22 protein-coding genes are annotated in these 25,891 nt (G+C 64.1%); 14 read left to right on the top strand and 8 right to left on the bottom strand.

Annotated features, from left to right (window positions below; all coding sequences use genetic code 11):
- Positions 1 to 16 precede the first annotated feature (16 nt).
- Positions 17 to 2,053, top strand: coding sequence for a methyl-accepting chemotaxis protein (locus UP10_RS12360; RefSeq protein WP_044587622.1), 2,037 nt, complete (start codon positions 17 to 19; stop codon positions 2,051 to 2,053).
- Between the two features lie 27 nt (positions 2,054 to 2,080).
- Here the strand turns inward: UP10_RS12360 and UP10_RS12355 are convergent, their stop codons facing one another.
- Positions 2,081 to 2,965, bottom strand: a complete 885-nt coding sequence (locus UP10_RS12355; RefSeq protein ID WP_044587621.1) for a LysR family transcriptional regulator — start codon at positions 2,963 to 2,965, stop codon at positions 2,081 to 2,083.
- A gap of 107 nt (positions 2,966 to 3,072) precedes the next feature.
- Here UP10_RS12355 and UP10_RS12350 point away from each other — a divergent pair, with 107 nt between their 5' ends.
- The 4 genes from UP10_RS12350 to UP10_RS12330 all read left to right on the top strand — a co-directional run bounded on the left by UP10_RS12350 (position 3,073) and on the right by UP10_RS12330 (position 7,343).
- A complete protein-coding gene (locus UP10_RS12350) occupies positions 3,073 to 4,434 on the top strand; it encodes an FAD-dependent oxidoreductase (protein ID WP_044587620.1) in 1,362 nt (453 codons plus the stop codon).
- A gap of 48 nt (positions 4,435 to 4,482) precedes the next feature.
- Positions 4,483 to 5,487: an ABC transporter substrate-binding protein gene (locus UP10_RS12345; protein WP_044587619.1), complete on the top strand. Its 1,005-nt coding sequence runs from the start codon at positions 4,483 to 4,485 to the stop codon at positions 5,485 to 5,487.
- A 265-nt stretch (positions 5,488 to 5,752) separates the two neighbouring features.
- Positions 5,753 to 6,526: an ABC transporter ATP-binding protein gene (locus tag UP10_RS12335; RefSeq protein WP_044587617.1), complete on the top strand. Its 774-nt coding sequence runs from the start codon at positions 5,753 to 5,755 to the stop codon at positions 6,524 to 6,526.
- Positions 6,519 to 7,343 (top strand): ABC transporter permease, encoded by an 825-nt coding sequence (locus UP10_RS12330; protein WP_044587616.1) that lies wholly within the window; start codon positions 6,519 to 6,521, stop codon positions 7,341 to 7,343. Before UP10_RS12335 ends, UP10_RS12330 begins: the two co-directional genes overlap by 8 nt.
- 161 nt (positions 7,344 to 7,504) lie before the next feature.
- On the opposite strand, the gene gtdA is transcribed toward UP10_RS12330, so the two are convergent.
- Positions 7,505 to 8,545 carry a gentisate 1,2-dioxygenase gene (gene gtdA, locus UP10_RS12325; RefSeq protein ID WP_044587615.1) on the bottom strand — a complete coding sequence of 347 codons (1,041 nt, stop codon included), beginning with the start codon at positions 8,543 to 8,545 and terminating at the stop codon, positions 7,505 to 7,507.
- 104 nt (positions 8,546 to 8,649) lie between these two features.
- Here gtdA and maiA point away from each other — a divergent pair, with 104 nt between their 5' ends.
- Genes maiA through UP10_RS12310 form a run of 3 tightly spaced genes read left to right on the top strand, consistent with a single transcriptional unit; the run spans position 8,650 to position 10,968 of the window.
- Positions 8,650 to 9,282: a maleylacetoacetate isomerase gene (gene maiA / locus UP10_RS12320; RefSeq protein ID WP_044587614.1), complete on the top strand. Its 633-nt coding sequence runs from the start codon at positions 8,650 to 8,652 to the stop codon at positions 9,280 to 9,282.
- Positions 9,272 to 9,784, top strand: a complete 513-nt coding sequence (locus UP10_RS12315) for a MarR family winged helix-turn-helix transcriptional regulator (protein WP_044587613.1) — start codon at positions 9,272 to 9,274, stop codon at positions 9,782 to 9,784. Before maiA ends, UP10_RS12315 begins: the two co-directional genes overlap by 11 nt.
- A complete protein-coding gene (locus UP10_RS12310; RefSeq protein ID WP_044587612.1) occupies positions 9,784 to 10,968 on the top strand; it encodes a 3-hydroxybenzoate 6-monooxygenase in 1,185 nt (394 codons plus the stop codon). The genes UP10_RS12315 and UP10_RS12310 overlap by 1 nt, the downstream gene beginning before the upstream one ends.
- Positions 10,969 to 11,120: 152 nt before the next feature.
- Here the strand turns inward: UP10_RS12310 and UP10_RS12305 are convergent, their stop codons facing one another.
- From UP10_RS12305 to UP10_RS12290, 4 genes are all read right to left on the bottom strand, one after another.
- Positions 11,121 to 12,731 carry a benzoate-CoA ligase family protein gene (locus UP10_RS12305; RefSeq protein ID WP_044587611.1) on the bottom strand — a complete coding sequence of 537 codons (1,611 nt, stop codon included), beginning with the start codon at positions 12,729 to 12,731 and terminating at the stop codon, positions 11,121 to 11,123.
- Positions 12,728 to 13,858 (bottom strand): FAD-dependent monooxygenase, encoded by a 1,131-nt coding sequence (locus UP10_RS12300; RefSeq protein WP_044587610.1) that lies wholly within the window; start codon positions 13,856 to 13,858, stop codon positions 12,728 to 12,730. The genes UP10_RS12305 and UP10_RS12300 overlap by 4 nt, the downstream gene beginning before the upstream one ends.
- 88 nt (positions 13,859 to 13,946) lie before the next feature.
- Positions 13,947 to 14,168 carry a cysteine rich repeat-containing protein gene (locus UP10_RS12295; protein ID WP_044587609.1) on the bottom strand — a complete coding sequence of 74 codons (222 nt, stop codon included), beginning with the start codon at positions 14,166 to 14,168 and terminating at the stop codon, positions 13,947 to 13,949.
- 30 nt (positions 14,169 to 14,198) lie between these two features.
- Positions 14,199 to 15,014, bottom strand: a complete 816-nt coding sequence (locus UP10_RS12290) for a hypothetical protein (RefSeq protein ID WP_044587608.1) — start codon at positions 15,012 to 15,014, stop codon at positions 14,199 to 14,201.
- Between UP10_RS12290 and UP10_RS45760 the strand changes: the two genes are divergently transcribed.
- Genes UP10_RS45760 through UP10_RS12280 form a run of 3 tightly spaced genes read left to right on the top strand, consistent with a single transcriptional unit; the run spans position 15,004 to position 19,600 of the window.
- A complete protein-coding gene (locus UP10_RS45760) occupies positions 15,004 to 15,345 on the top strand; it encodes a hypothetical protein (RefSeq protein WP_245321723.1) in 342 nt (113 codons plus the stop codon). The genes UP10_RS12290 and UP10_RS45760 overlap by 11 nt on opposite strands.
- Complete coding sequence (locus tag UP10_RS12285; protein WP_044587707.1) at positions 15,263 to 16,420, top strand: efflux RND transporter periplasmic adaptor subunit; 1,158 nt, start codon at positions 15,263 to 15,265, stop codon at positions 16,418 to 16,420. The genes UP10_RS45760 and UP10_RS12285 overlap by 83 nt, the downstream gene beginning before the upstream one ends.
- 9 nt (positions 16,421 to 16,429) lie before the next feature.
- The gene (locus tag UP10_RS12280) at positions 16,430 to 19,600 is read left to right on the top strand and encodes an efflux RND transporter permease subunit (RefSeq protein WP_044587607.1); all 3,171 of its coding nucleotides are present in this window, start codon (positions 16,430 to 16,432) and stop codon (positions 19,598 to 19,600) included.
- 293 nt (positions 19,601 to 19,893) lie between these two features.
- Here the strand turns inward: UP10_RS12280 and UP10_RS12275 are convergent, their stop codons facing one another.
- On the bottom strand, positions 19,894 to 20,895 hold the full coding sequence (locus UP10_RS12275) for an NADP-dependent oxidoreductase (protein ID WP_044587606.1): 1,002 nt from the start codon (positions 20,893 to 20,895) through the stop codon (positions 19,894 to 19,896).
- A 220-nt stretch (positions 20,896 to 21,115) separates the two neighbouring features.
- Between UP10_RS12275 and UP10_RS12270 the strand changes: the two genes are divergently transcribed.
- Both UP10_RS12270 and UP10_RS12265 read left to right on the top strand, forming a co-directional pair.
- Positions 21,116 to 22,405, top strand: coding sequence for a dicarboxylate/amino acid:cation symporter (locus UP10_RS12270; RefSeq protein ID WP_044587605.1), 1,290 nt, complete (start codon positions 21,116 to 21,118; stop codon positions 22,403 to 22,405).
- Positions 22,406 to 22,417: 12 nt separating this feature from the next.
- Positions 22,418 to 23,362 carry an amino acid ABC transporter substrate-binding protein gene (locus UP10_RS12265; protein ID WP_044587604.1) on the top strand — a complete coding sequence of 315 codons (945 nt, stop codon included), beginning with the start codon at positions 22,418 to 22,420 and terminating at the stop codon, positions 23,360 to 23,362.
- A 94-nt stretch (positions 23,363 to 23,456) separates the two neighbouring features.
- Here the strand turns inward: UP10_RS12265 and UP10_RS12260 are convergent, their stop codons facing one another.
- Positions 23,457 to 24,392 (bottom strand): ATP-grasp domain-containing protein, encoded by a 936-nt coding sequence (locus UP10_RS12260; protein WP_044587603.1) that lies wholly within the window; start codon positions 24,390 to 24,392, stop codon positions 23,457 to 23,459.
- A 297-nt stretch (positions 24,393 to 24,689) separates the two neighbouring features.
- Between UP10_RS12260 and UP10_RS12255 the strand changes: the two genes are divergently transcribed.
- Positions 24,690 to 25,463, top strand: coding sequence for a ferredoxin--NADP reductase (locus UP10_RS12255; RefSeq protein ID WP_044587602.1), 774 nt, complete (start codon positions 24,690 to 24,692; stop codon positions 25,461 to 25,463).
- Positions 25,464 to 25,891 lie beyond the last annotated feature (428 nt).

Raw genomic sequence — 25,891 nt, 5'->3', positions numbered from 1 at the left:
GAATGCTGGAATTCCCATGAAACTGTCGCACTTGATGTCCTCGGTCGGCGTCCGTCCGCGTGTGTTTGGCGGCTTCGCGCTGGTCCTGAGCTTTCTGGTCCTGCTGGCGGGCTTCGCCACGGTGCAGGTCCAGCAGATCGGCGGAACGGTCAATGAACTCGTCACCAGCGCGGCTGGAGACGCCGGCATGTCGCAGACGCGCGCTGCGCTTTTGAGTGCGAACTCGGCGGTCGAGAAGTTCATCCGGACCTGGAATGTCGGCGACAAGGATGCCGCAGCCAAGGCGATCGACGGCGTTGGCAAATTGGCCGACCAGGTCGACCAGCAATTCGGCAAGTTGCAAGCGATCGCGGAAGGCATCGGCCCGGTCAAGTCCGCGCTGGAGACTTATCGTTCGTCGTTCACTGCGGCCGCGGATGCTGCGGATCGTTTGCGCGCGGCCGCCACGAAAACAGACGCCCAGGGCGCGATTGCGGGACTCAATGTCGGCGGCATTCAGGTCGCCCTCGCCAACCGGTCCGATGATGCGGAACGGCTTCTCAACCCGATGCGGCTGGCCGGCGTGGTCGACATGTTGCGGATCACCGTGATGCGCTATGGGGCCACCTTGTCGACGAGCGATGCCGACGACGCCAAGCAGGCGTTGTCTTACGTCCAGATGGCCATCGCAGACACCGAGGCTGAGATCGCAGCGGCGGACGACGTCAAACTGAAGGCGCTGGTCACAACGCTCAAAACCGCTGTGACCGCCGATGCGGCGGCGCTGGATGAGGTCATCAAGGTGGCCGGCGATCTGCGCACAAGGCAGGCCGAATTGAAGCAGGCAAGTGCTGCGATCGACGACCAGGTCAACAAGATCAATGCCAAGCTCGGTACCGTGCGCGCCGAGCAGGGTAACAAGACCGCGGCAGCGGTCGATCAGACCAAGCAGACCGTACTCGCGACGGCGGCCGGCGCGCTGCTGCTCGGAGCGGTCCTGGCATGGCTGATCGGCGCCAGCGTATCCGGCCCGATTCGGGGTATGACCGACCGGATGCAATCGCTGGCGGCAGGCGAACTCGATGAACCGATCCCGGGCGGTGAATCCCGCGACGAGATCGGCCGCATGGCGCGTGCCGTCGAGGTGTTCCGCGAAAACGCATTGGCGGTTCGCCGCATGGAGCGCGAGGCCACGGCGCAGCGCGAAGCCACCGAGGCCGATCGCGCCCGCATGATGTCGGATCTCGCTGGCCGGTTCGAGCAGGGCATGCAAGGGGTCATTGCCGGCGTCGGCGGCCGCGCCGACGAGATGGGCCGCAGCGCCGAGGAGTTGGCAAAAGTCGCAGAGCGCGGTCGCGGGCTCGCCGAAGCCGTCGCGACCCGCGCCGAGCAGGCGTCGATGAACGTGCAGACCGTCGCCTCCGCCACTCAGCAACTCTCGGCCTCGATCCGTGAAATCTCGAGCCAAGTGCAGCGCTCCGTCGCGGTGTCGAACCGGGCGACCGATGAAACCAACCGGACGTCCGATTTGATCCACGGGCTGTCGGATGCGGCAGAAAAGATCGGCACCATCATTCAGTTGATTCAGGCCATCGCCAGCCAGACCAATTTGCTGGCGCTGAACGCGACCATCGAAGCGGCGCGGGCCGGTGATGCCGGCAAGGGCTTCGCGATCGTCGCGAGCGAGGTGAAGAATCTCGCCACCCAGACGGCTGAGGCAACCAAGCAGATCGCCAGCCAGATCGCGACGATCCAAGGCGCGACCGGCCAATCGGTCGAGGCGATCACGCAGTTCGGTTCCACCGTCAGGGAAATGGCTGACATCGCCACCGCGATCGCCGCGGCGGTCGAGCAGCAGGGCGCTGCAACGGGTGAGATCGCGCGCAACGTCGAAGAGGCAGCCAACGGCACCTCGGCGGTGACTCAGGAAATCGGTCAGGTGCGCGCGGTGGCGGGCGAGACCGATGCTGGTGCCGAGGCCGCCCTTACGGCGGCTGCGGCCCTGAAGCAGCAGGCGGATTCGATGAAGTCGAACGTCGACGACTTTCTCCACACCATCCGCTCGGCCGCCTGAGTTCTAGGCCACAAGACCAGCGTCACATCACATCGATTGCGATAGCGACTTTTTCAGTGTCTTGAGCAACGCCTGCACGGCGGCCGCATCGATGCGGCGTTCGGGAACAGCGGCCTTCACCCACAGTTCCGGGATCGGAAATTCCTTGAGCACCGGCCGCAACGTGCCGTCGCGCAGCGCGTCCTCGACCAGATAATGTGAGATCAGCGCGATGCCGTTGCCGGCGATCGCGCTTTGCGTCAGCACCCGGCCCTCGTTCGAAGAGAGATACGGCCGCACCTGGATGTTGATGCGGCCGCGCGGTCCCTCGAACGGCCATTCCGGACCGGTCGGCAGGAAGCTGAGGCAGCGATGATCGACCAGGTCGCGCGGATGCTTCGGCGTGCCGTGCGTCCTGAGATAGGCCGGCGCGGCGCACAACAGCCGCGGCAACCGGCACAGCGGCTCGTCGACCACGCCGCCAAAGGAATGCGGGAAGGCGCCGATCGCGATATCGAAGCCTTCGGTGACGGGATCGACCGGGCGGTCGACCATCACGATTTCGAGTTTCACGCTCGGGTTCTGCGTCTGGAACGTGGTGAAGGCTTCCGCCAGCCGCGCGACGGTCAGCGATGTCGGCGCCTTGACGCGCAAATGATCGGTGAGGTCGCGGTCCTTCTCGCCCATCCGCGACAAGAGATCGCCGACGTCGGCGACGACGCCGCGCGCCCGATGAATATATTGCTGGCCGGCTTCGGTCAGCCGCAATTGCCGGGTCGAGCGATGGAATAGCGCGGTGCCGATCCGCTCCTCGAGCTGGGTGACGCGTTTTGCCACGACCGATGTCGCGACGTTGAGCTTGCGCGCGGCAGCGGAGAAGCCGCCGGAATCGGCAGTGGCAAGGAAGGCTTCGAGGTTGACCAGCGTGTCCATGATCTTTCTCGATTCGCGAAAGCTTATTACATAATTTGGTGGATTGTACTCCAATTCGCATCAATTCATAGTTGGCTCAATCAACTGATCCAGGGCGGAAATTGCGAATGGCGGCGAGCACGATCGAAGAACCGGCGCGGCAGGTCCCCCTTTACGGCGAATATGACGTGGTTGTGCTCGGCGGCGGGCCGGCCGGCATTACGGCGGCTGTCGCCGCGGCGCGCGCCGGACGACGGACGCTGCTGATCGAACGCTATGGATTTCTCGGCGGCATGGGTACCGCCGCGGGGGTGACAAATTTCTGCGGGCTGCACGCCAATGTCTTTGGCGAGATGCACCGGGTGGTGCAGGGCATCGCCTCCGAGCTGCTTGATCGGATCGACCGGCTCGGCGGGCTGAACGCGCCGCATCTGATCCTCGGCAAGATCTTGGCGCAGGCCTATGACACCGCGGCCTACAAGATCGCGGCTGACGACCTGCTGGCGCATCACAAGGTCGACATCCTGTTCCACGCCCTCGGCGCCGGCGTCGTGATGGATGGCTCGCGCATCCGTGCGCTGATGGTCGAAACCAAGGCCGGCCGGCAGGCTGTATTGGCCAGCATCTTCATCGATTGCTCCGGCGACGGCGACCTCGCGGTGTGGGCCGGGGCGCCTTACGAAGTCGGCGACAACGCCGGCGGCATGCTCTACCCATCGATGATGTTCCGCCTCAACGGCATCGATCCGGTGAAGGCAGGCGACGCGTGGCGGACCATCCCGGCGCTGATGGCGGCGGCCGAGGCCGCGGGGACCCACAAATTCCCGCGCAAATCCGCGATCGTGCGGCCGCAGAAATCGCAGATCGAATGGCGGGTCAATTTCACCCAAGTGACGCGACGCGACGGCGGCGCGATCTCGGGCATCGATCCTGACGACATGACGCGCGGCGAGATTGAGGGCCGTCGCCAGGCGGTCGAGGCCTTTGCGTTCCTGCGCACCGTGCCCGGTTTCGAAAACTCCTACATCGTCGATCTGCCGCCGCAGCTCGGCATCCGCGAGACACGGCGGGTGGTCGGCGGCTACATGCTGTCAGGCGAGGACGTGTTGGGCTGCGCCTCGTTTACGGATTCGATCGGCGTCAATGGCTGGCCGAAGGAATCCCATGTCCCGGGCGATGTGATCTTCGAGTTTCCGCCGATCCCGGAATCCCGCGGCTACAACGAGCTGCCGTATCGCATGCTGGTGCCCGAGGGCGTCGACAATCTGCTGATGGCCGGCCGTTGCGCCTCGATGACCCATGAGGGGCAATCGGCGGCGCGCGTTTCCGGTGCCTGTTTCGTGATGGGCGAGGCGGCGGGAACCGCAGCCGCGCTGGCATTGTCGGGCAACACGATTCCGCGCGACATTTCCGTCGAAAAGTTGCAACAACAGCTCAACGCGCAGAGGGCTTTCATCGGCCGCGATCAGGCGGTGCCTGCGGGACTTTAGAATGCGCGCGTCCGTTTGTTACGGGCAGCGCCGGTCGGAGGAAACGGCATGAGGAGTTGGGCGTGGCTTGCAGTGGCGGGTCTGCTGGCGTGGGCTGCGAGCGGCGTCGCGCAAGCCGATGGTCTGCTGAAGGCCCGGGTCGGCGTGCTGCGCCTGTCGTCCTCTGCGCCGGTGTTCATCGCGCAGGACAAGGGCTATTTCCGCGACGCCGGCCTCGATGTCGAGCTGAAATTCTTCGATGCGGCGCAGCCGATCGCGGTCGCGACCACCTCCGGGGACATCGATGTCGGCATCACCGCATTCACCGCCGGCCTGTATAATCTCGCCGGCAAGGGCACGCTGAAGGTGATCGGCGGCATGAGTCGCGAGAAGGCCGGGTATCCCCTGATCGGCTATTTCGCCAGCAACAACGCCTACGCCGCCGGCCTGAAGACGCCGAAGGATCTCGCCGGCAAGCGCGTGGCGGTGACCCAGGTCGGCTCCAGCTTCCATTATTCGCTCGGCCTGCTCGCTGACAAATACGGCTTCAAGCTGTCGGACGTGAAGGTCATCCCGCTGCAGTCGCTGTCGAACGCCGCCGCAGCGCTGAAGGGCGAAACCGTCGATGCTGCGTTGCTGCCGGTCTCGACGGCGCGGACGCTGATGGACTCCAACGGCGCGAAATTCCTCGGCTGGGTCGGCGACGAGACGCCATGGCAGCTCGGCGCCGTATTCGCCTCGCCGAAGACGCTGACCAATGCGCCGCTGGTGACCAAGTTGCTCGCAGCACTGGTTCGCGCCGACCGCGAATATCACGACGTCATCCTCGCCGCGGTCAAGGACGGCAAGGCGCCGATCGACGAGACCACAAAACCGCTGCTCGAGATCATCGCCAAATACACCAACCTGCCGGTCGAGCAGGTGGTCGGCAACTGCGCCTATGTCGATCCCGACGGGAAGCTCGACGTCAAGAACGTCGACAACCAGATCAAATGGCTGCAGGAGGAGGGTTTTGTCGACAAGGGTTTTGATGCCAATGCGATCATCGCCAGGGATTATGTGAAGGCGGATTGATGTTGAGCCGCGTGCGCTACACTCTACCCGTCATCCTGAGAGGTTGTGAAGCTTTGCCCTCATCCGTCACTGTCATCGCCCGGCTTGACCGGGCGACCCAGTACGCCGCGGACCCCCGGTTCTATCACTGGTGTCTCTGGAATACTGGATCACCCGCCTGCGCGGGTGACGACACCGAACAAGGTGAGCAAACCAATTCCGACATCCTTCGAGACGCGCTACGCGCTCCTCAGGATGACGGGTCTGGCAGTGAGATCATAGCCGCATGGACCTGATCGCCGACCATATCAGCCATCGCTTCGGCACGCTCGACGTGCTCGACGACGTCTCGTTCCAGGTCGCCGCCGGCGAGGTGGTCGCGATCGTCGGTCCGTCCGGCTGCGGCAAGAGCACGCTGCTGTCGATCCTCGGCGGGCTGCTGCGGCCGACGAAGGGCGCGGCTGAATTGCGCGGTGCGCCGCCGGCCGGCAGCCTCAATCCGCTGACCTTCGTGTTTCAGGATTTTGCGCTGCTGCCGTGGAATACGGTGGCGGAGAACGTCGCGTTTCCGCTGCTGCATACGGGTTTGAGTGCCGGCGAGCGCCGTGCCGTGATCGACGACGCGCTGCGCCGCACCGGGCTGACGGATTTCCGTGCCACTTATCCGAAGCAGCTCTCCGGCGGCATGCGTCAGCGCGTTGGCATCGCGCGCGCGCTCGCGGTGCGGCCCGCAATCCTCTTGATGGACGAGCCGCTGTCGGCGCTGGATTCGCAAACCCGCGAGCTGCTGATGGAGGATTTTGTTCGCCTGCTCGCCGATGGCGCGATGGGCGCGGTCTATGTCACGCATAATCTCGAGGAAGCGGTGCGGCTTGCCGACCGCATCGTCGTGCTGTCGCGCCGTCCCGGCCGCATCCAGGAGATCGTGACTGTCACGATGACGCGCGCCGAGCGCGGCGCGGCGGACGCGCGCGGCAAGCTCGCCGCGTTCCAGGGCGATCTGTGGTCGCTGATCCGGAAAGAGGCGATCGATGCCGAGCGCGAGGTCCAGCATGCTTGACCGCGCGGCGCCTGAGGCGAAACAGCAATCCACGGAGCCGCGGCCGGTCGCGTTTCGCGGCGGCGGTTTTATCCCGGGGGGCAGCCGCTATGCCGGCTGGATCGCGCTCGCGCTGGTCATCGCGGTCTGGCAGCTCGCCGGCAGTACCGGATTGGTCAACCCGCTGTTCCTGCCCGCGCCGTCGGCGATCGCGGTCGCGATCTACAGGCTCGCGATGTCGGGCGCGCTGTGGCAGCACCTCTCGTGGTCGATCATGCGGATCGGCACGGGCTGGATCATCGGCACCGCCGCCGGCATCATCGTGGGGTTTTCGATCGGACTATCGACCCTGGCGCGCGGCGTCGGAATCACCTTCATCTCGGCGCTGTTCCCGATCCCGAAGATCGCGCTGCTGCCGCTGTTGATTTTGTGGCTCGGAATCGGCGAGGAGCCGAAGATCGCGACCATTGCACTCGGCGTGTTCTTCTCGACCGCGATCTCGGTCTATAGCGGCGTCGATGCGGTGCCGCGCAATCTCATTCGGATGGCGCAAAGCTTCAACGTGCCGTTCCACGCTATCGTCCGCCGCGTGATCTGGCCGGGCGCGCTGCCCTCGATTCTGTCCGGTTTCCGCATCACCGCATCGGTCGCGCTGCTGCTGGTGGTGAGCGCCGAGATGATCGGCGCCCAATACGGCATCGGCGCCTTCGTGCTGCAGGCGGGCAACCTCATGCAAACCGATCAGCTGCTCGCCGGCGTCGTGATCCTGTCGCTGTTCGGGCTCGCGGTGGGGAGGCTGATCAATTTGCTTGAGGTGAGGCTGCTGCACTGGCGGTGAGAGTGCGGTGTCGGCCACACACACAGCGTCGTCCCGGCGAAAGCCGGGACCCATAACCACAGGGAGTGGTTGTTGGGAAGGGCTGGGGCCACAGCGTCTCTAACAACCGCGCCCTGTGGTTGGGTCCCGGGTCGCGCTTCGCTTGCCCGGGACGACGAGCGTCACGCGTTGCCCCGATCCTCGCGGAACAAATCGAGCTTCTGCTGCACCGGGCGGTCGGAGAACGAGAACAGCACGGAATCGGCGTCGGCCTCATGGGTGACCCAGCGCCAGCTCGGCACCACGAACAGGTCGCGCGGGCCCCACTCGAAGGTCTCGTCGCCGACGCGGGTGCGACCTTTGCCTTCGATTGCCGCGAACACGGTGGCATCGGTGGACCGATAACGCGCGGTCTTGAAGCCCTTCGGCAGCAGCTGGATGAAGGTGCCGATGGTCGGCATCGCGAAATCGCCGGTCTCGGGATTGGAGAATTTCAGCTTCAGGCCGTGGCAGGCATCCCATTCGTCGCTCGCCTTGGCCTGCTCCAGCGCCTCGCGGGTGTACTCGTAAGGGTAGTTGAAGATCGGCGAGGTTTTTGAGGTCCGCTTCTGGTCCACGGGCAGCAGGTTGTGGCCGTAGCGCGCAAAGCTGTCGCCTGCGGGCCTGGAGATTTGCTGTTGGTCCTCCTTGGAGCCTTCGGCAAACGAGCAATCGAAGAACTGCACCATCGGGATGTCGAGCCCGTCGAGCCAGAACATCGGCTCGTTGGTTTCGTTGGAATGGTCGTGCCAGGTCATCGACGGCGTGATGACGAAATCGCCCGGCGACATCGCCGTGCGCTCGCCATCAACAGCGGTAAACGCGCCCTTGCCCTCGAGCACGAAGCGCAGCGCCGATTGGGCGTGGCGATGGGCAGGCGCGACGTCACCCGGAATCACCATCTGCACGCCAGCGAACAGCGAGGTCGTGATTTTCGACTGGCCGCGCAGGCCAGGATTCTCCAGCACCAGCACGCGGCGCTCGGCTTCCTTGGCCGTGATCAATCGGCCGGCCTCGTTCATGTAGTCGCGGATCTGGTCGAACTTCCACAGATGCGGGCGGCAGGCGCTGCGCGGCTCCGGCGTGATCAGGTCGTTCATCACGTTCCACAGCGCCGAGAGGTTTTCGCCATCGATCTTCTGGTAGAACGCCTCGCGCTCCGGGGTCTTCTGCACGGCTTCCATGGTGGGCCTCCCGTTATTATCGTTGAGATTGACAGCATACTGACAATATGGATAGCGTCAACGTCACGCAACAAGCCAAACGAGAAAATTGCAGGGAGGTTCCGATGAAGCTGCATGGCTACTTCCGCAGCAGCGCGTCCTACCGGGTCCGGATCGCGCTCAACCTGAAGGGCCTGATGCCAGAGCATCTGCCGCATCACCTTCGCAAGGGCGAGCAATGCGCGCCCGCCTACCTCGCGATCAATCCGCAGGGGCTGGTGCCGACGCTGGAGAACGACGCGGGCGCGATCCTTACCCAGTCGCTCGCGATCATCGAGTGGCTCGACGAGATCAACCCCACTCCGCCGCTGCTGCCGAGGGACCCGCTGCGCCGTGCCAAGGTGCGCGCGTTCGCGCAGGCGATCGCCTGCGACACCCATCCGGTGCAGAATTTGAAAGTGCTGGCGCGGCTGCGTCAGCTCGGTTTGCCCGAAGAGAAGGTGACGGAATGGGCGGCCTGGGCCAACCGCGAGGGATTATCGGCGTGCGAGACCCTGATCGCCGGGGAGGCCGGGCCGTTCTGCTTCGGCGAAGTGCCGACACTCGCCGATCTTTGTCTCGTCCCGCAGCTCGCCAATGCACGGCGCTTTGGCGTCGATCTCGCGGCCTATCCGCGCCTGCTCAAGGCCGAAGCCGCTGCGAAGCAGGTGAAGGCCTTCGCCGACGCCGCTCCGGACAAGCAACCCGATGCCGAGTAGCAAGCCATCATCAGTGACGATGGACGCGGTCTATGCCGCGCCCGGCTATCTGTTCCGGCGGATGCAGCAGATCGCGGTCGCGCTGTTTGTCGAGGAGTGCAAGGCGTTCGATTTGACGCCGGTTCAATATGCCGCGCTGGTCGCGATCTCGACCCATCCCGGCATCGACGCGACGCGGCTGTCGGCGGTGATCGCGTTCGATCGTTCGACGCTCGGCAACGTGATCGAACGGCTGGAAGCCAAGGAGTTCATCACACGCAAGCCGACGCTCGAGGACCGGCGCGTCAAGCTGCTCTACCTCACCAAGGCCGGCGCCGCCGCGCTTGAGAGCATCATGCCCTCGGTCGACAAGGCGCAGGCGCGGATGCTGCAGCCGCTGAAGTCGGCCGACCGCAAGACGCTGCTGGCGCTGCTGACCCAGCTGGTCGATCTCAACAACGAGGCCTCGCGCGTTCCACTGCGCGCCGAGGACGCGCTCGAACATCTCGGGAAGTCGGGCTGATGGCTGATGTCAGACCGGTCCTGATCGCGGGCGGCGGCATCGGCGGGCTCGCCGTGGCGCTGGGGCTCGCGCAAAAGGGCATCCGCTCGATCCTGCTGGAGAAGGCGTCCACGCTCGGCGAGATCGGTGCCGGTATCCAGCTCGGGCCGAATGCATTCCACGCCTTCGACTATCTCGGCGTCGGTGAAGCCGCGCGCAACATGGCCGTCTATATCGATCAGCTCCGGCTGATGGATGCGCTGACCGCCGACGAGATCACCCATATCGACCTCGGCGACACCTTCCGCGCGCGCTTCGGCAACCCCTATGCGGTGGTTCACCGCGGCGACCTGCATGGCGTGTTCCTGCGCGCCTGCCAGAACCACGAGCTGGTCGAGCTGCGCGTCTCTAGCGAAGTGGTCGGCTACGAGCAGGATGGTTCATCCGTGACCGCAAAGCTAGGCGACGGCGAGCGGATCACCGGGCGGCTGCTGATCGGCGCTGACGGCCTCTGGTCGAACATCCGCAAGCAGGTCACGGCAGATGGCCCGCCGCGCGTCTCCGGCCACACCACCTATCGCTCGGTGATCCCGACCGAGCAGATGCCGGAGGATCTGCGCTGGAACGCAGCAACGCTGTGGGCCGGCCCGAAATGCCACATCGTGCATTATCCGCTGTCGGGCTGGAAGGTGTTCAACCTCGTCGTCACCTATCACAACGACGCGCCGGAGCCGGTTGCCGGCAAGTCGGTGTCGGAAGAGGAGGTGATGAAGGGGTTTCGCCACGTCCACGAGCGGGCCCAAAGCATCATCCGCCACGGCACCAACTGGAAGCTCTGGGTGCTGTGCGACCGCGATCCCACCGAGCGCTGGATCGATGGCCGCGTGGTGCTGCTCGGCGACGCCGCGCATCCGATGCTGCAATATTTCGCACAAGGTGCTTGCCAGGCGATGGAGGACGCGGTGTGCCTGTCGCACATGCTGGCCCATCACGACGACCCGGCGGCGGCACTCGAAGCGTACCGTATCAGGCGCTTCTCGCGTACCGCGCGCGTGCAACTGATGTCGCGCGCGATCGGCGAGCACGTCTATCATCCCGCCGGCGCGCACGCCCGCATCCGCAACGCGGTGATGAGCGCGAAGTCGCAGGCTGAGTGGTGCGACGATATCGCGTGGCTGTATGGCGGGACGGGGCTGCAGGCATAACCACTGTCGTCCCGGGCAAGCGAAGCGCGACCCGGGACCCATAACCACGAATATCTATGTGGCGGGACGTTGGGGCCACAGCGCGCTACAACAACAAGCATTTGTGGTTATGGGTCCCGGCTTTCGCCGGGACGACACCGAGTATGTGGCAACTACATCCGCATCACCGCCTGCCGGTCGATCTTGCCCGTTCCGGTCTTCGGCAGTTCGTCGATGAATTTTACCTCGCGCGGGTACTTATACGGCAACAGCTTCGCCTTGACGTAATCCTGCAGCCGCCGCGTCGCTTCGCCGCTGTCGAAACCGCTGCGGTTCATCACCACCACCGCCTTCAGCGTCATGCGCCGATCCGGCAGCTCGGCGGCGTAGACGGCGCATTCGCGGACATCGGGATGGTCGGCAAGGCAGAGCTCGACCTCGAGCGGATAGACCCACTGGCCAGAAATCTTGATCAGATCGTCGGCGCGGCCGCGGAAGAAGTGGAAGCCGTCGCTGTCGCGCACGAAGCGGTCGCCGGTGTAGATCCACCCCTGTTCGCGCACGGTCTCGGCGGTCCTGTCCGGCCGGTTCCAGTACAGCGGCGTCGCGGAATCGCCGCGCACCCACAAGATGCCTTCCTCGTCGTCGGCGACCTCGCGGCCGTCACTGTCGCGCAGCATGATCTCGTAGCCGGGGACGCGCAGGCCGGCGGCGCCGAGCTTCTTGTTGTCCGCGCGGTTGCAGAGATAGATGTGCAGCACCTCGGTCGAGCCGAGGCCTTCGATGATCTCGATCCCGGCGAGCTGCTTCCAGCCATTGAAGACTTCCGCCGACAGAACCTCGGCGGCGGAGACCGCCATTCGCAGCGAGGAGAAGTCGGTGGCATCTGCACCCTCGGCCTTGGTCAGCGAGATGTAGAGCGTCGGCAGACCGAAGAACACGGTCGGGCGATATTGCTCGATCGCCGCGAAGATCGATGCCGGCTTCGGCTGGCCCGGCAGCAGCAGCGTGGCGGCGCCGACCGAGAACGGGAAGGTGATCGAATTGCCGAAGCCATAGGCGAAGAAGATCTTTGGGACCGAGAAGCAGATGTCATCGGGCGTCAGTGTCAGAACGCTGCGGGCGAACGCCCGCTCGCTATAAGCCATATCGTGCTGCAGATGCACGATGCCCTTGGGGCGGCCGGTCGATCCCGACGAATACATCCAGAACGCCATTTCGTTGCGATGGGTGTCGGCCTCGTCGAGCTCGCTGCCAAATCCTCGCAGCCATTCGTCGGCAACGCGCGCATCGGCCACGGCATGATCGCCGACTAAGCCGTTGACGACGACCAGCGTGCGCAGCGGCGTGTCCTTGCACGCTTCAGTGTTGAAGCGCGAACAAAATTCGGCGTCGGCGACGGCGACCTGCGCGCTCGCATCCGACAGATAGAATTGCAGCAGGTCCGGCGCGGTCAGCGTGTTGATCAAGAGCGGCACGAAGCCCGCGCGCACCGCGCCGAAGAAAGCCGCCGGATAGGCCGGGGTGTCGTCGAGAAACAGCAGGATGCGGTCGCCGCGCTTCAGCCCCAGCGATTGGAAGCCGTGTCCCCAGCGCGCGGCCTCGGCGCAGAGTTCGCGATAGCTGCGCCTGCCGGCCGGGCCGATCAGCGCCGTGCGCTCGGCGTTTCCGTTGCCGAGATTGTCGAACAGGATCCGGCTCGCATTGTAGCGTTCGGGAATCGCGAAGCCGATTTCGTGCGAGCCGGGATTTTCCGGTGGGACCTGGTCGATGATCTCGGTCATGACTTGCCCTTCGCGGCTTCATAGCGGGCCATGAAGGCCGGCGACATCGCGCGCAGCCGCGCATTGTCGATCCGGCCGGATCGGGTGATGTAGCTGTAGGCGAAATCCATCAGATCGAGCTTCATGTGCGCGGGGAAATGCTCGTACCAGTCGGCGCTGGTGCGCGCCGCGGTGACGAGCTTCTTGACGATCGGCTTGCGCGCGCTCTCATAGCGGAGCAGCGCCGCCGGAATGCCTGGCTCCGCTTCCAGCGCCTTGGTCAGCGCGATCGCATCCTCGATCGCAAGCCGCGTGCCCGAGCCGATCGAGAAATGCGCCGAATGTAACGCGTCGCCGATCAGCACCATGTTGCCGTGCGACCAGCGCTCGTTCCAGATCCACGGGAAATTGCGCCACACCGATTTGTTCGAGATCAGCCTGTGGCCATCGAGCGTTGCTGCGAAGACCGTCTCGCAAATCGCCTGCGACTCCGCGATGCTCTTGTCGGCGAAGCCGTAAGCCGCCCAGGTCGCCGCGTCGCACTCGACCAGGAAGGTGCTCATGTCCCTGGCATAGCGGTAATGATGGGCGTTGAAGCTGCCGAGCTCGGTCGCGACGAAGGTCTGCGACAGTGTCGCGAAGGTCTTGGTGGTGCCGTACCAGGCGAACTTGTTGCTCGAATGCGACACCGAGGCGCCGAACGCGGTCTCGAAATCGCGGCGAACCATCGAGTTCAGCCCGTCGGCGGCGACGATCAAATCGTAATCGCGGAGCTGGTCGACCGATTGCACCGCTGTTTCAAAGCGCGGCGTGACGCCGACGCTGCGAACGCGCTGTTGCAGGAGCGTCAGCAACGCCAGCCGGCCGATCGAGGCAAAGCCGACGCCGTCGATCTCGACGCTTTCGCTGCGTAAATTGAGCGTGATGTTTTTCCAGCTCTCCATCTGCGGCGCGATGGCGTCGACCGTGTCGGGGTCGTCGGCGCGCAGGAAGTCCAGCGCCTGCTCGGAGAACACGACGCCAAAGCCCCAGGTGGCGCCGGCGGCGTTTTGTTCGAACAGGTCGATCTCGGCGTCCGGATGACGCTTCTTCCAGAGATAGGCGAAATAGAGCCCGCCGGGCCCTCCGCCGATCACGGCGATCCGCAACGTCTGCCTCCCAGATTGACAGTGTACTTACAATTTCGGTTACACTAATCTGGCTCCGGCGGGAACGCCAGAGGGAAAATGCGCGCGGTTACTTCTTCTCCGCTTCGCCCAGCACCTTCTTGCAGGCCGGGGTCAGCTTGTCGCTCTCCTTGGCGAGGCAGGCGATGATGCGTCCGCCGCCGGGCGTCACGTCCTTGCAATATTTCCGGTAGTCGCCCATGCAGGCATCACGCTGCGCGGCCGTCAATTGCTGGGCGAACGCGGCATTTGATGCGCTGAGCAGCGCGGCAGTCAGCATGATACGCAGCATCGGTTGCTTCCTTCTCCGGAGCAATTGAATCTATTGCGCCGCGAACGACGCCAGCACGTCGCGACACTCCGGCGAGAGCGAACCCGCATTGGTCGCCAAACACTGCATGATCCGGCCACCGCCGGGTTGAACGCCGCCGCAGATCGAGCGGACGTCGGCGCCGCAGGCCGAGCGCAGCACGAACAGCTCTTCGCGCGGCCGCATCGGCCGCAGCATGATCACGGTCGGCGCGGCAGGGGGCGCCGCGGCAGGAGTGGCCGTCTCGGTCGCGGCGGGCGCAGTGCCGGCGGCAGGAGCGGAGCCTCCACCGCTCGCCGCGGCAACCGCCCGCTCGCAGGCCGGCGAGAGCCTTGCCTTGTTCTTCTCCAGGCACTGCAGCGCCGGCGCGCCGCCGGTCGGCACACCAGCACAAACGCTGGGATAATCGGACCGGCAGGCGCTGCGGATCGCGGATATCTGCGCGCTGCTCGGCTTCCTGGCCGTCGCCTTCGGCGGTGCGGCCTCTGCGGCGGGCTTGGCGGCCGGTGCGGCGGGAGCCGCCTCCGTCTTCGCGGGAGCGGAGTCGGCCTTCGGCGCGGACTCGGCGGCCGGCGCTTCAACCGCACGCACTGCACCGGCGCAGCCCGGAGCGAGGCTCGCCATGTTCTTCTGCAGGCATTGCAGCGACGCGGCGCCGCCCGGCGGGATGCTGGAGCAATGCGCGATGTAGTCGTTGCGGCATTGCGACTTGATGGCGTCGCGCTGGGCCTGGGTGGGCGCCTGCGCCAGGGCCGGAGCGGCGCTTACGAATGCGGCCAGTGCGAACAAAGCCGAAAGCGTTGCCGCACGTCTCAACGTGATGGTCATTTCACTCAATCCCTTTGTTGTCGCCGGAAGCCGCCGCTTCAACCAAAGTCAATTTATGAAAAGTCTTGCTGTAACAACCTCAGCGGGCGACATCATTTTCGGTTTCGAGTTCCACGGCAAGCAGATTGTTGCTATGGACTACATCAAGCTGGCCTTCGCCCGACACGACGTCTTCGATAAGCATTCTGAATCGAGGCTTGGACATGAGGCATGCGCGCATACCGGCACATTCCACGCTGAGCAATTTTGTGCGACTGCGAACGCCGCCGCTGGCGCACATTGCTATCGTCACATTTGCCTTCGTCAGTTTAAGTGCCTGCGAACAAAATAGTTTTGTTCCGCCGCCGCCCCCGAAGGTCGAGGTTGCACTGCCTGTGCAGCGCGCCATCACGCGCTATCTCGACGCCACGGGCAACACAGCGCCGATTAAGAGCGTCGATCTGGTCGCGCGCGTGCAGGGCTTCTTGCAAGCGATCAATTATCAGGACGGGACCTTCGTGAAGGAGGGGACCACCCTGTTCACGATCGAGCCGGAGACCTACAAGCTGAAGCTCGAGCAGGCGCAAGCCGCCGAAGTCGGCGCGCAGGCGACGGTGAGGCAGGCCGAGGCCGACTTCAAGCGACAATCGGATCTGGTGCAGCGGCAGGCGGTGTCGCAGGCGACACTCGATAGCTCCACCTCGGTACGTGACAACGCGCAGGCCAGCCTGCAGCAAGCCCAGGTCAACACAAAGATCGCCGCGGTCAATTACGGCTACACCAATGTGGCCGCGCCATTCGACGGCATCGTCAGCAACCACCTGATCTCGGTCGGCGAGCTGGTCGGTGCCGCATCGCCCACCCAGCTTGCCACGATCGTCCAGCTCGACCCGATCTATGTGAATTTCAACGTCAGCGAACAGGATGTGCAGCGCGTGCGCGACGAAGCGCGCAAGCGCGGCATGACGACGAACGAGATCAGGCAATTGCCGATCGAGGTCGGCCTGCAGACCGAGACCGGCTATCCGCACAAGGGCAAGCTCGACTACATCTCGCCGACGGTCAATCAGTCGACCGGCACGCTTCCGGTGCGCGGCCTGGTGCCCAATCCGGATCGCGTGCTGCTGCCGGGGTTCTACGTCCGTGTTCGCGTGCCCTTCGACAAGCAGGAGAATGCGCTGCTGGTGCCCGACACCTCGATCGGCAGCGACCAGGCCGGCCGTTACGTGCTGGTCGTCAACGCCGACAATGTGGTCGAGCAGCGCAAGGTGCAGACCGGGCCGCTCGATGACGGCTTGCGCGTCATCGAGAGCGGGCTGAAGCCGGACGATCGGATTGTGACCGCCGGGCTGCTGCGCGCGATCCCCGGACAAAAGGTCGATCCGCAGGCGCAAAAGGGCGACACAGCGCCGGCACCGGCCAAATAGGGGCGCGCCATGATTTCGAAATTCTTCATCGAGCGCCCGGTTCTTTCCAACGTTATCGCGATCCTGATGGTGCTGCTTGGCGGCGTGGCGCTGTATAATCTCGCGGTGGCGCAATATCCCGACGTGGTGCCGCCGACCGTCCAGGTGACGACGCGTTATCCCGGCGCATCGGCGAAAACCGTCGTCGACACCGTGGCGCTGCCGATCGAGCAGCAGGTCAACGGCGTCGAGGACATGCTGTACATGCAGTCCTACAGCGGCGCCGACGGCACCTATTCGCTGACGGTGACCTTCAAGATCGGCACCGACCTCAACTTCGCGCAGGTGCTGGTGCAGAACCGCGTCTCCAGCGCGCTGTCGCAGCTGCCGCAGGCGGTGCAGAACCAGGGCGTCACGGTCCAGAAGAAGTCGACCTCGATCCTGCTGTTCGTGACGCTGACCTCGCCGAACGAGACCTATGACAGCCTGTTCCTGTCGAATTACGCCACCATCAACATCCGTGATGAGCTGTCGCGGCTATCCGGCGTCGGCAACGTCACGGTGTTCGGCGCCGGACAATATTCGATGCGGGTCTGGCTCGATCCGAACAAGCTGCAGGTGCGCGGGCTGATGCCCCAGGACGTCATCCAGGCGATCCAGCAGCAGAGCCAGCAGGTCACCGCGGGCCAGGTCGGCGCGCCACCGACGCCAGCAGGGCAGGCGTTCCAGTATACGCTGAACGTCAACGGCCGGCTCGACGACAAGGCCCAGTTCGAGGACATCATCGTCAAGACAGGCAGCGTCGGCGACGTCACCCGCGTCCGCGACGTCGGCTGGGTCGAACTCGGCGCGCAGACCTACAGCCAGATCTTCTCGCTGAACCAAAAGCCGGCCACCGGCATCGGCGTGTTCCAGTCGCCGGGCGCCAATGCGCTGCAGGTCGAAAAGGCCATTCAGAGTAAGATGGCCGAGCTGGCTAAGCAGTTCCCACAGGACATCAAATACGACACGCCGTTCGACACCACCAAATTCGTCAATGCCTCGATCGAAGAGGTCTACAAGACGCTGCTCGAGGCCGGCCTGCTGGTGCTGGTCGTGATTCTGGTGTTCCTGCAGGACTGGCGCGCGATGCTGGTGCCGGCGACCACCGTGCCGGTTACCATCATCGGCGCCTTCGCCGCGATGGCCGCGCTCGGCTTCACCATCAATTTGTCGACGCTGTTTGCGATCGTGCTCGCAATCGGCATCGTGGTCGACGACGCCATCGTCGTGGTCGAGGGCGCGGCGCACAACATCGAGCGCGGCATGAACGGCCACGACGCCGCGATCAAGGCGATGGACGAGTTGTTCGCACCGATCGTCGGCATCACGCTGGTGCTGATCTCGGTGTTCCTGCCGGCGGCCTTCTTACCCGGCCTGACCGGGCGGATGTACGCGCAATTCGCGCTGGTGATCGCCGCGACTGCGCTGCTCAGCGCGGTCAATGCCGCGACCCTGAAGCCGACGCAATGCGCGCTGTGGCTGCGTCCGCCGGTGCCGCCCGAAAAGCGCAATTTCTTCTACCGCGGCTTCAACGCGGTCTATGACCGGCTGGAGCGTGGCTATGCAAAGCTGGTCGGCCGCATGGCCGCGCACGCCAAGGCATCGGTCGCAATTGCGCTGATCCTGATCGGGCTCGCCGGCTACGGCCTGTCGCGGGTGCCGACCGGCTTCATCCCGATCGAGGACCAGGGCTATCTGCTGGCGGCCGTGCAATTGCCCGACGGCGCGGCGCTCGATCGCACCCAGCACGTGCTCGACCGGGTCACCGAGATCGCCGGCGAGACGCCGGGTGTGCAGCAGGTGGTCAGCATTGCCGGCATCTCCGCGCTCGACAACTCGTCGAGCCTCGCCAATGCCGGCGTCGCCTATCTCATCCTGAAGGACTGGGGCGCGCGCGCGAAGGGCGAGGACCTACGCTCGCTGGTCTATGGTCTCAACGACAAGCTCGCGGTGATCCCGGAGGCGCGCATCCTGGTGATCCCGCCGCCGCCGATCCAGGGCATCGGCAATGCTGCGGGCTTTGCCATGCAGGTCGAACTGCGCGACGGCAATGCCGATTACGGCAAGCTGCAGGCGGTGACCGGCGCCATCGTCCGCAATGCGCAGACCCAAAGCGCGTTGCAGCGCGTGCAATCGTCGTTCCGCTCGATGGTGCCGCAATTCGACGTCGAGGTCGACCGTATCAAGACCCAGACCCTGCACGTCACCACCGACCAGATATTCTCGACATTGTCGTCCTATCTCGGCGCGAGCTACGTCAACCAGTTCACCAAGTTCGGCCGCACCTTCCAAGTCTACACCCAGGCCGACGCCCAGTTCCGCCTGACGCTGCGCGATATCGAGAACCTGATGGTGCGCAACAGCCAGGGCGACATGATCCCGCTCGGCACGGTCGCGACAATCACGCCGTCGGTCGGCCCGTCGCTGATCAGCCTCTATAATCTCTATCCGTCGGCAACCGTCATCGGCCTGCCCGCGCAGGGCTACGCATCTGGCCAGTCGATGGCGCTGATGGAGGAGATCGCCGCAAAAACCTTGCCGCCCGGCTCCGGCTTTGAGTGGACGGCGATGTCATACCAGGAGAAGGCGGTCGGCGGCCAAATCTACTACACGTTCGCCCTGGCGCTGCTGCTGGTCTATCTCGTGCTCGCCGGGCAATATGAGAGCTGGTATGCGCCGATCTCGGTGATCCTGGCGGTGCCGCTTTCACTGCTCGGCCCGACGCTGGTGCTGACATCGTTGCGGATCGACAACAACCTCTACACCCAGATCGGCATCATCCTGTTGATCGCGCTGTCCGCGAAAAACGCGATCCTGATCGTCGAGGTCGCACTCGAGCATCATGTGCGCGACGGCAAGCCGGTGCTGGAATCGGCCATCGACGCCGCCCGCGCCAGGTTCCGGCCGATCCTGATGACGTCCTTTGCCTTTATCCTCGGCGTGCTGCCGCTGGTGATCGCGACCGGCGCCGGTGCCAATGCCCGCAAGTCGATCGGCATCACGGTGTTTTCAGGCATGATCGCCTCGACCTGCCTCGCCGTGCTGTTCGTGCCGGCGTTCTTCGTCGTGGTGCAGAATTTCGAGAACTGGCGCAAGGCGAGGAAGGGCAAGGCGGCCGGACCGCAAGTGACGCCGCAGCCGTCAGGCACGGTGCGCTGAAGCTCCCTTTGCTCGTTCTGCACTTGCACGATTTCTGAATATTGGAAGAATAACGTTGAGTTGCCCGACGTGTCAAGTCGCTATGTCGGATGCCGGCAACCGGCGGCTACTTTGCATGGGGTTGTTTTCGATATTTTGGCAGGTGCGTAGGTGCGCAGGGTGGGCAAAGCCAACGGGTCGCGCGAATGCGCGCCCGATGACAGGCTCCGCGTGCCCACCATTCTTTGCGCGGTTGGTGATGGTGGGCACGGCGCTTGCGCGCCTTCGCCCACCCTACGGCACCGCGATTGCCGCTACACCTTCACCATCCGCTTGCCGCGGTTCTCGCCGGCCAGCAGTCCGATCAGCGCGCTCGGTGTGTTCTCGATGCCGTTGATCACGTCCTCCTGCACCTTCAGCTTGCCCGAGGCGACCCAGGACTGTAGCTCGGCCAGCGCCGCATCACGCTGGTCCATGTAGTCCATCACGATGAAGCCTTGCATGATCAGCCGCTTCACCACGATCAGGCCGGGCACGCCGCGCGGGCCGTGCGCGGAGGGGGCGCCGTCATATTGCGAGATCGCGCCGCAGCAGGAGATCCGGCCGCGGTTGTTCATCTGCGCGAGGCAGGCTTCCAGGATGTCGCCGCCAACATTGTCGAAATAGACGTCGATGCCCCTGGGCGCCGCGGCGCGCAGCGCTTTGTAGGTCGCGCCATCCTTGTAGTCGACCGCGGCATCGAAGCCGAGTTCTGAGGTCAGCCAATGGCACTTGTCCTTGCCGCCGGCAATGCCGACGACGTGGCAGCCTTTGATCTTGGCGATCTGGCCGACGATCGAGCCGACCGAGCCGGCTGCCGCCGACACCACCACGGTCTCGCCCTGCCTCGGCTTGCCGACATGGAGCAGGCCGAAATAGGCGGTCAGCCCGGCGATGCCGTAGACGCTGAGCAGATGCGTCATTGGCTCCAGCTTCGGCATCTTCGCGAGGTGCTTTGCCGGCACTGCGGCATAGTCCTGCCAGCCGGTGTCGCCGAACACGATGTCGCCGGCCTTCAGGCCGGGGTCCTTCGACGACACCACTTCGGCGATGCCACCGCCGGCCATCACAGTGTTGGCCTCGACCGCGGCGCGGTAGGTGGCGCCGTGCATCCAGGCGCGGTTGGCGGCGTCAAGCGAAATGTAGCGCGTCCGCACCAGCGCCTCGCCGTCCTTCGGTTCGGGGATCGCGCCCTTGGTCAGACGAAAGTGCTCGGGGCCCAGTTTGCCGGTCGGCTTCTCAACAAGCAGGATCTGGCGATTGACGGTGTCGTTCATGGCGATGTCTCCCCTCTGATTGATCTCTCTGGATGCAGTTTGACTGCGTCGCAGGCGGTGTTTGCACAGATTGTGCGCTGCATGAAGGCTAGTCCGCGTGCTGGTATTCCACAACGGGAACGTTTCGGCCAAGTCCCGCAAAGGTCGACGGACGCGATGCGTGTTGCATAGGTGCGTAAATCTGCCACACTTGCCCTAGCTGGAACTTACGGGGGTAAGAATGTCGAACAGGTTTACGCAGTACATCTTGATTGCGATGGTCCTTGGCATCGCAATGGGGACGATTATCTTCAATTATCTTCCTGACAGCCGCGCCGAGATCGCAACCGACGTCAACCTGATCGCGATGCTGTTCTTGCGCCTGATCAAGATGATCATCGCGCCGCTGGTGTTCGCAACCCTCGTCGGTGGCATCGCCCATATGGGCTCGGGTGCCAAGCTCGGGCGCATCTTCGCCAAGACCATGGGCTGGTTCGTCTCCGCGTCATTCGTCTCGCTGCTGCTCGGCCTCGTCATGGTCAATCTGCTGCAGCCGGGCGCCAACTTTCCCGGCACGCTGCCCGACAAGGCGCAGTCGACCGGCCTGCCAGTGTCGGCGTTCTCGATCGAGAAATTCCTGACCCACCTGATCCCGACCTCGATCGCGGATGCGATGGCGCAGAATGAGATCCTGCAGATCGTGGTGTTCGCGGTGTTCTTCGCGGTGGCGCTCGGCGCCTTGCCGGAGCGTGCCAAGCCGCTGATGGCGCTGATCGATGATCTCGCGCACATCATGCTCAAGGTCACCAGCTATGTGATGCTGTTCGCGCCGGTCGCGGTGTGGGCCGCGATCACGGCCACCGTCGCCAAGAACGGCCTCGGCGTGCTCTGGAAGCTGATCGTCTTCATGGGCGGCTTCTATCTCTCGCTGATGATCCTGTGGGGCATCCTGGTCGTCGTCGGCTTCATCGTCATCGGGCCACGGTACAGTCACTTGCTGCGCCTGATCCGCGAGCCGCTGATGATCGCGTTCTCAACCGCCTCGTCGGAGGCGGCCTATCCGAAGACGCTGGAGGGGCTGAACAAGTTCGGCGCCTCGTCGCGGATCTCGGCCTTCGTGCTGCCGCTCGGCTACTCGTTCAACCTCGACGGCACGATGATGTACTGCACCTTCGCGAGCATCTTCATCGCGCAGACCTACCACATCGAGATGTCGCTCGGCACGCAGTTCGCGATGCTGGCGACGCTGATGATCACCTCGAAGGGCGTCGCCGGCGTGCCGCGCGCCTCCCTCGTCGTGATCGCCTCGACGCTCGGCCAGTTCGGTATCCCCGAGGCCGGCCTGTTGATGATCATGGGCATCGACACCTTCCTCGACATGGGCCGCAGCGCCACCAACGTGATCGGCAACTCGCTGGCGACGTCGGTGGTCGCGAAGTGGGAGGGCGAACTGAAGGCCGAGCACGAGCTCGGACCCGATGACACCGTGCCTTCCGACGCCGTTGCCGGTGACGCCGTGCCGGCACATTGACGGGAGGGATGCATGCATCGCGCCCGATCGAGGCCGCTACGGGCTGAAGCCCAGACGCTGCCGGCATGCTTGCTGGCAGCATGTCTGCTGTCAGCCTGTCTGCTCGCGGCACCCGCTGTCGCGCAGCCGGCGGGCGAGGGGCTCAGCCCCACGCTCGCCAATATCAAGGCCACCCACAGCGTGCGGGTCGGCTATCGCGAGAGCTCGCCCCCGTTCTCGTTCCTCGACCATTCCAACCGGCCGATCGGCTACAGCCTCGAACTGTGCGACGCAATCGTCGACGAGATCGGGGCCGAGGTCGACGACACCGGCCTGAAGATCGATTACGTCAAGGTCACCTCCGACGACCGTATTCCGGCGGTCGTGGACAAGAAGATCGATCTCGAATGCGGATCGACCACGGCGAATGCCGAGCGCGGCAAGCAGGTGGCGTTCTCGCCGCTGATGTTCGTGGCCGGCACCAAGCTGATGGTGCCGAAGGCATCTAGCGTGACCCAGGTCGGAGATCTCAAGGGCAAGACGGTGGTGGTGACCAAGGGCACCACCAACGAGCAGGCGATGCACAATGTCGACGCCAAGCAGTCGCTCGGCCTCAACATCGTCGTCGCCGGCGACCACGAGCAATCCTACCAGATGCTGGTGGACGGCAAGGCGGATGCGTTTGCGACCGACGACATCCTCCTCTACGGCCTGATCGCGCGGCACAAGTCGCAGGACAAGTTCCGCGTCACCGGCGATTATCTGTCGTACGATCCCTACGGCATCATGTACCGCAAGGGCGAACCGCAGATGAAGGATGTGGTGGAGCGCGCCTTCCGCAAGCTCGCCTCCAACCGCGACATCGTCCCGCTCTACAACAAATGGTTCGTCTCCCGGCTGCCGACCGGCGAGAAACTCAACGTTGCGATCTCGCCGCAACTGGAAGAAGCCTTCAAGGTGCTCGACGAGAACCAATAAGCGTAGACGTCATCATGTAGGGTGGGCAAAGCGAAGCGTGCCCACCCTCACGAGCAACGCAAGGAATGGTGGGCACGCTTTCGCTTTGCCCACCCTACGCGAACACCGCATCCAGCGCCGCGTAGTACGCCGCTTCGACCAGCTCCGGATGCAGCCTACTCAGCGCTTCCATCTTCACCCCGGAATTCACCTCGAGGATTTGCCAGCTTCCATCGGCGCGCACCATATCGATCGAGGCGAAGCGGATGCGAAGCGCCTGTGCGGCCTCGATCGCGAGGGCGACGCAGGCGTCGCGATCGGTGTCGTCGGGTAGCAGTACCGGCGCCGCACCGGAATCGAGATTGTGCCGCCAGTTCAGGATGCGTCGCTCGCCGACCGGCAGAATGGCGTCGAGTTCGGCGGCGGAGAAATCCTCAGTGATGATCTTGAGCTGTTCTGCAGGCACAGTGCGCTGCGCCAGCTCGCACAGCGAATGCGTGCCGTCGCCCGTCACGAACGGGCGCGTCTTGCTATAGACGATCAGCGCGCGGTTATCGAGCAGCACGACGCGGACCTCGTCGTCAACAGCGACATAGGGCGAGATCGCGAGACTGGGATAGGCGCCAAGGATGCGCGCGACGGCCGTCTCAAGTTGCGCCCTCGTCGTCACGCGGACGACAAACTCACCCGAGGTGCCCTCGTTCGGCTTGACGACCAGGCCGCGCGGATGCGCATCGAGAAGCCGAAGCATCGCGTCGAACGAATCCGATCCCGGAATATGCGCGCTGAGCTTCGCGCCAAGAAACAGCGTGTGCGGGATGACGGGGATTCCCGCCAATGCCAGCACCTCGGCGCAGGCCGCCTTGTCGTTGGCGGCCTGATGCGCGACCGCGCTGTTCAGCCCGATATCGTAGCCGATCGCGAGCCGCCGCTGGCCGTCCCGCTGCATGATGACCAGCCAGCCGCCCGACCGCACCCCGATCGCGATTTCGTGCGCGAGACAATATTTTTTGATGGTTTCCAGGAAGATTCGCTGGCTGATCAGGACCACTGAATGATTTTCCCTTCGCAGCGGTTTTCGTAGCAATTAATTGCCAGATCGGCGGCGATCTCAGCAAGTAAATTGCGCCCTTTCCGGCCCGTTAACGATGCCGTGGTCGAACCTTTTTGCGCAATTAATCGACTGCCATTCCAAGATCGCAATTGCACGCCAGATGATCTTGACTATCTCATGCATCGGCGCAAGGAACACGCGAGATCGTCAATGATTTCGGTCACATCAGCGCGGTCGCGAGCCAACTAGAAATCAAATCATTCCAAATCTGGTCAATCGAGAAAACGAAAACACATGAGCGCGTTCTATCGAGAGAAGGTTCTTTCCGTTCAACACTGGACCGATACGCTTTTCAGCTTCCGAGCCACCCGCGATTCCGGTTTCCGCTTCCAGAATGGCCAGTTTGCCATGATCGGCCTCGAGGTCGAGGGACGGCCGCTGCTGCGCGCCTATTCGATGGCGAGCGCCAATCATGAGGAAGAGCTCGAGTTCTTCTCGATCAAGGTGCAGGACGGCCCACTCACCTCCAAGCTGCAGAAGATCAAGGAGGGTGACACCATCCTGGTCGGCCGCAAGGCCACCGGCACGCTGATCACCGACAATCTGATTCCCGGCAAGCGACTGATGCTGCTGTCGACCGGCACCGGCCTGGCGCCGTTCGCGAGCCTGATCAAGGACCCCGAGGTCTATGATCAATACGACTCGATCGTGCTGGTTCATGGCTGCCGACAGGTCTCCGAGCTCGCCTATGGCGAGGAGCTGGTCGCAAAGCTGCGCGACGACGAATTGTTCGGGCCGTTGCTCTCCGAGAAGCTCTCGTACTATCCGACCGTGACGCGCGAGCCGTTCCGCAACCGTGGCCGCATCACCGACCTGATCTCCTCCAACCAACTCTTCGCCGACCTGCATCAGGGCCCGCTCGACATCGAGACCGACCGCATCATGATGTGCGGCAGCCCGGGCATGCTGGAGGAGCTGAAGCAGCTGTTCGAGAGCCGCGACTTCAAGGAAGGCAGCGGCAACACGCCCGGCCATTTCGTGATCGAAAAGGCGTTCGTCGAGCGCTGAGATTGTCGTCCTAGCGAAAGCCAGGACCCATTACCACCGCTCTCTGTTTTGCGAAGGCTGGGGCCCATCAGGCTCCAGCCTTTTGCATTTGTGGTTATGGGTCCCGGCCTACCAGGCTGTGCGAGAAGTCGCGCTGCTTGCGACGGGATGGCTGCATCGGCCAGCAAAAATGCTCAGTCAGGCGGGCGTGAGTGCCAGCGCTTCCAGTAGGGCGGGCACTCCAAGGATGTTGGTCACTCGCTTGAGGTTGTAGCAGAGGACGCCCAAGGCGAGTTCGGTCTTCGCCTTTTTCAGCCCCTTCACCAGGAAGCGGGGGACCAGCCATCAGCCACTTCATGGTTCCAAACGGGTGCTCTGTCGTCTCCCGCCGTCGCCTCATCCAGATCGGGTCGGCGACCGCCCGCCGGTGCATCGCTTGGCGTCCATCC

The sequence above is a fragment of the Bradyrhizobium sp. LTSPM299 genome, from assembly GCF_000938235.1.
Classification (GTDB): Bacteria; Pseudomonadota; Alphaproteobacteria; order Rhizobiales; family Xanthobacteraceae; genus Bradyrhizobium.
Note: the sequence above shows the minus strand (reverse complement) of the source record. Positions and strands in the feature narration are given on the sequence as shown.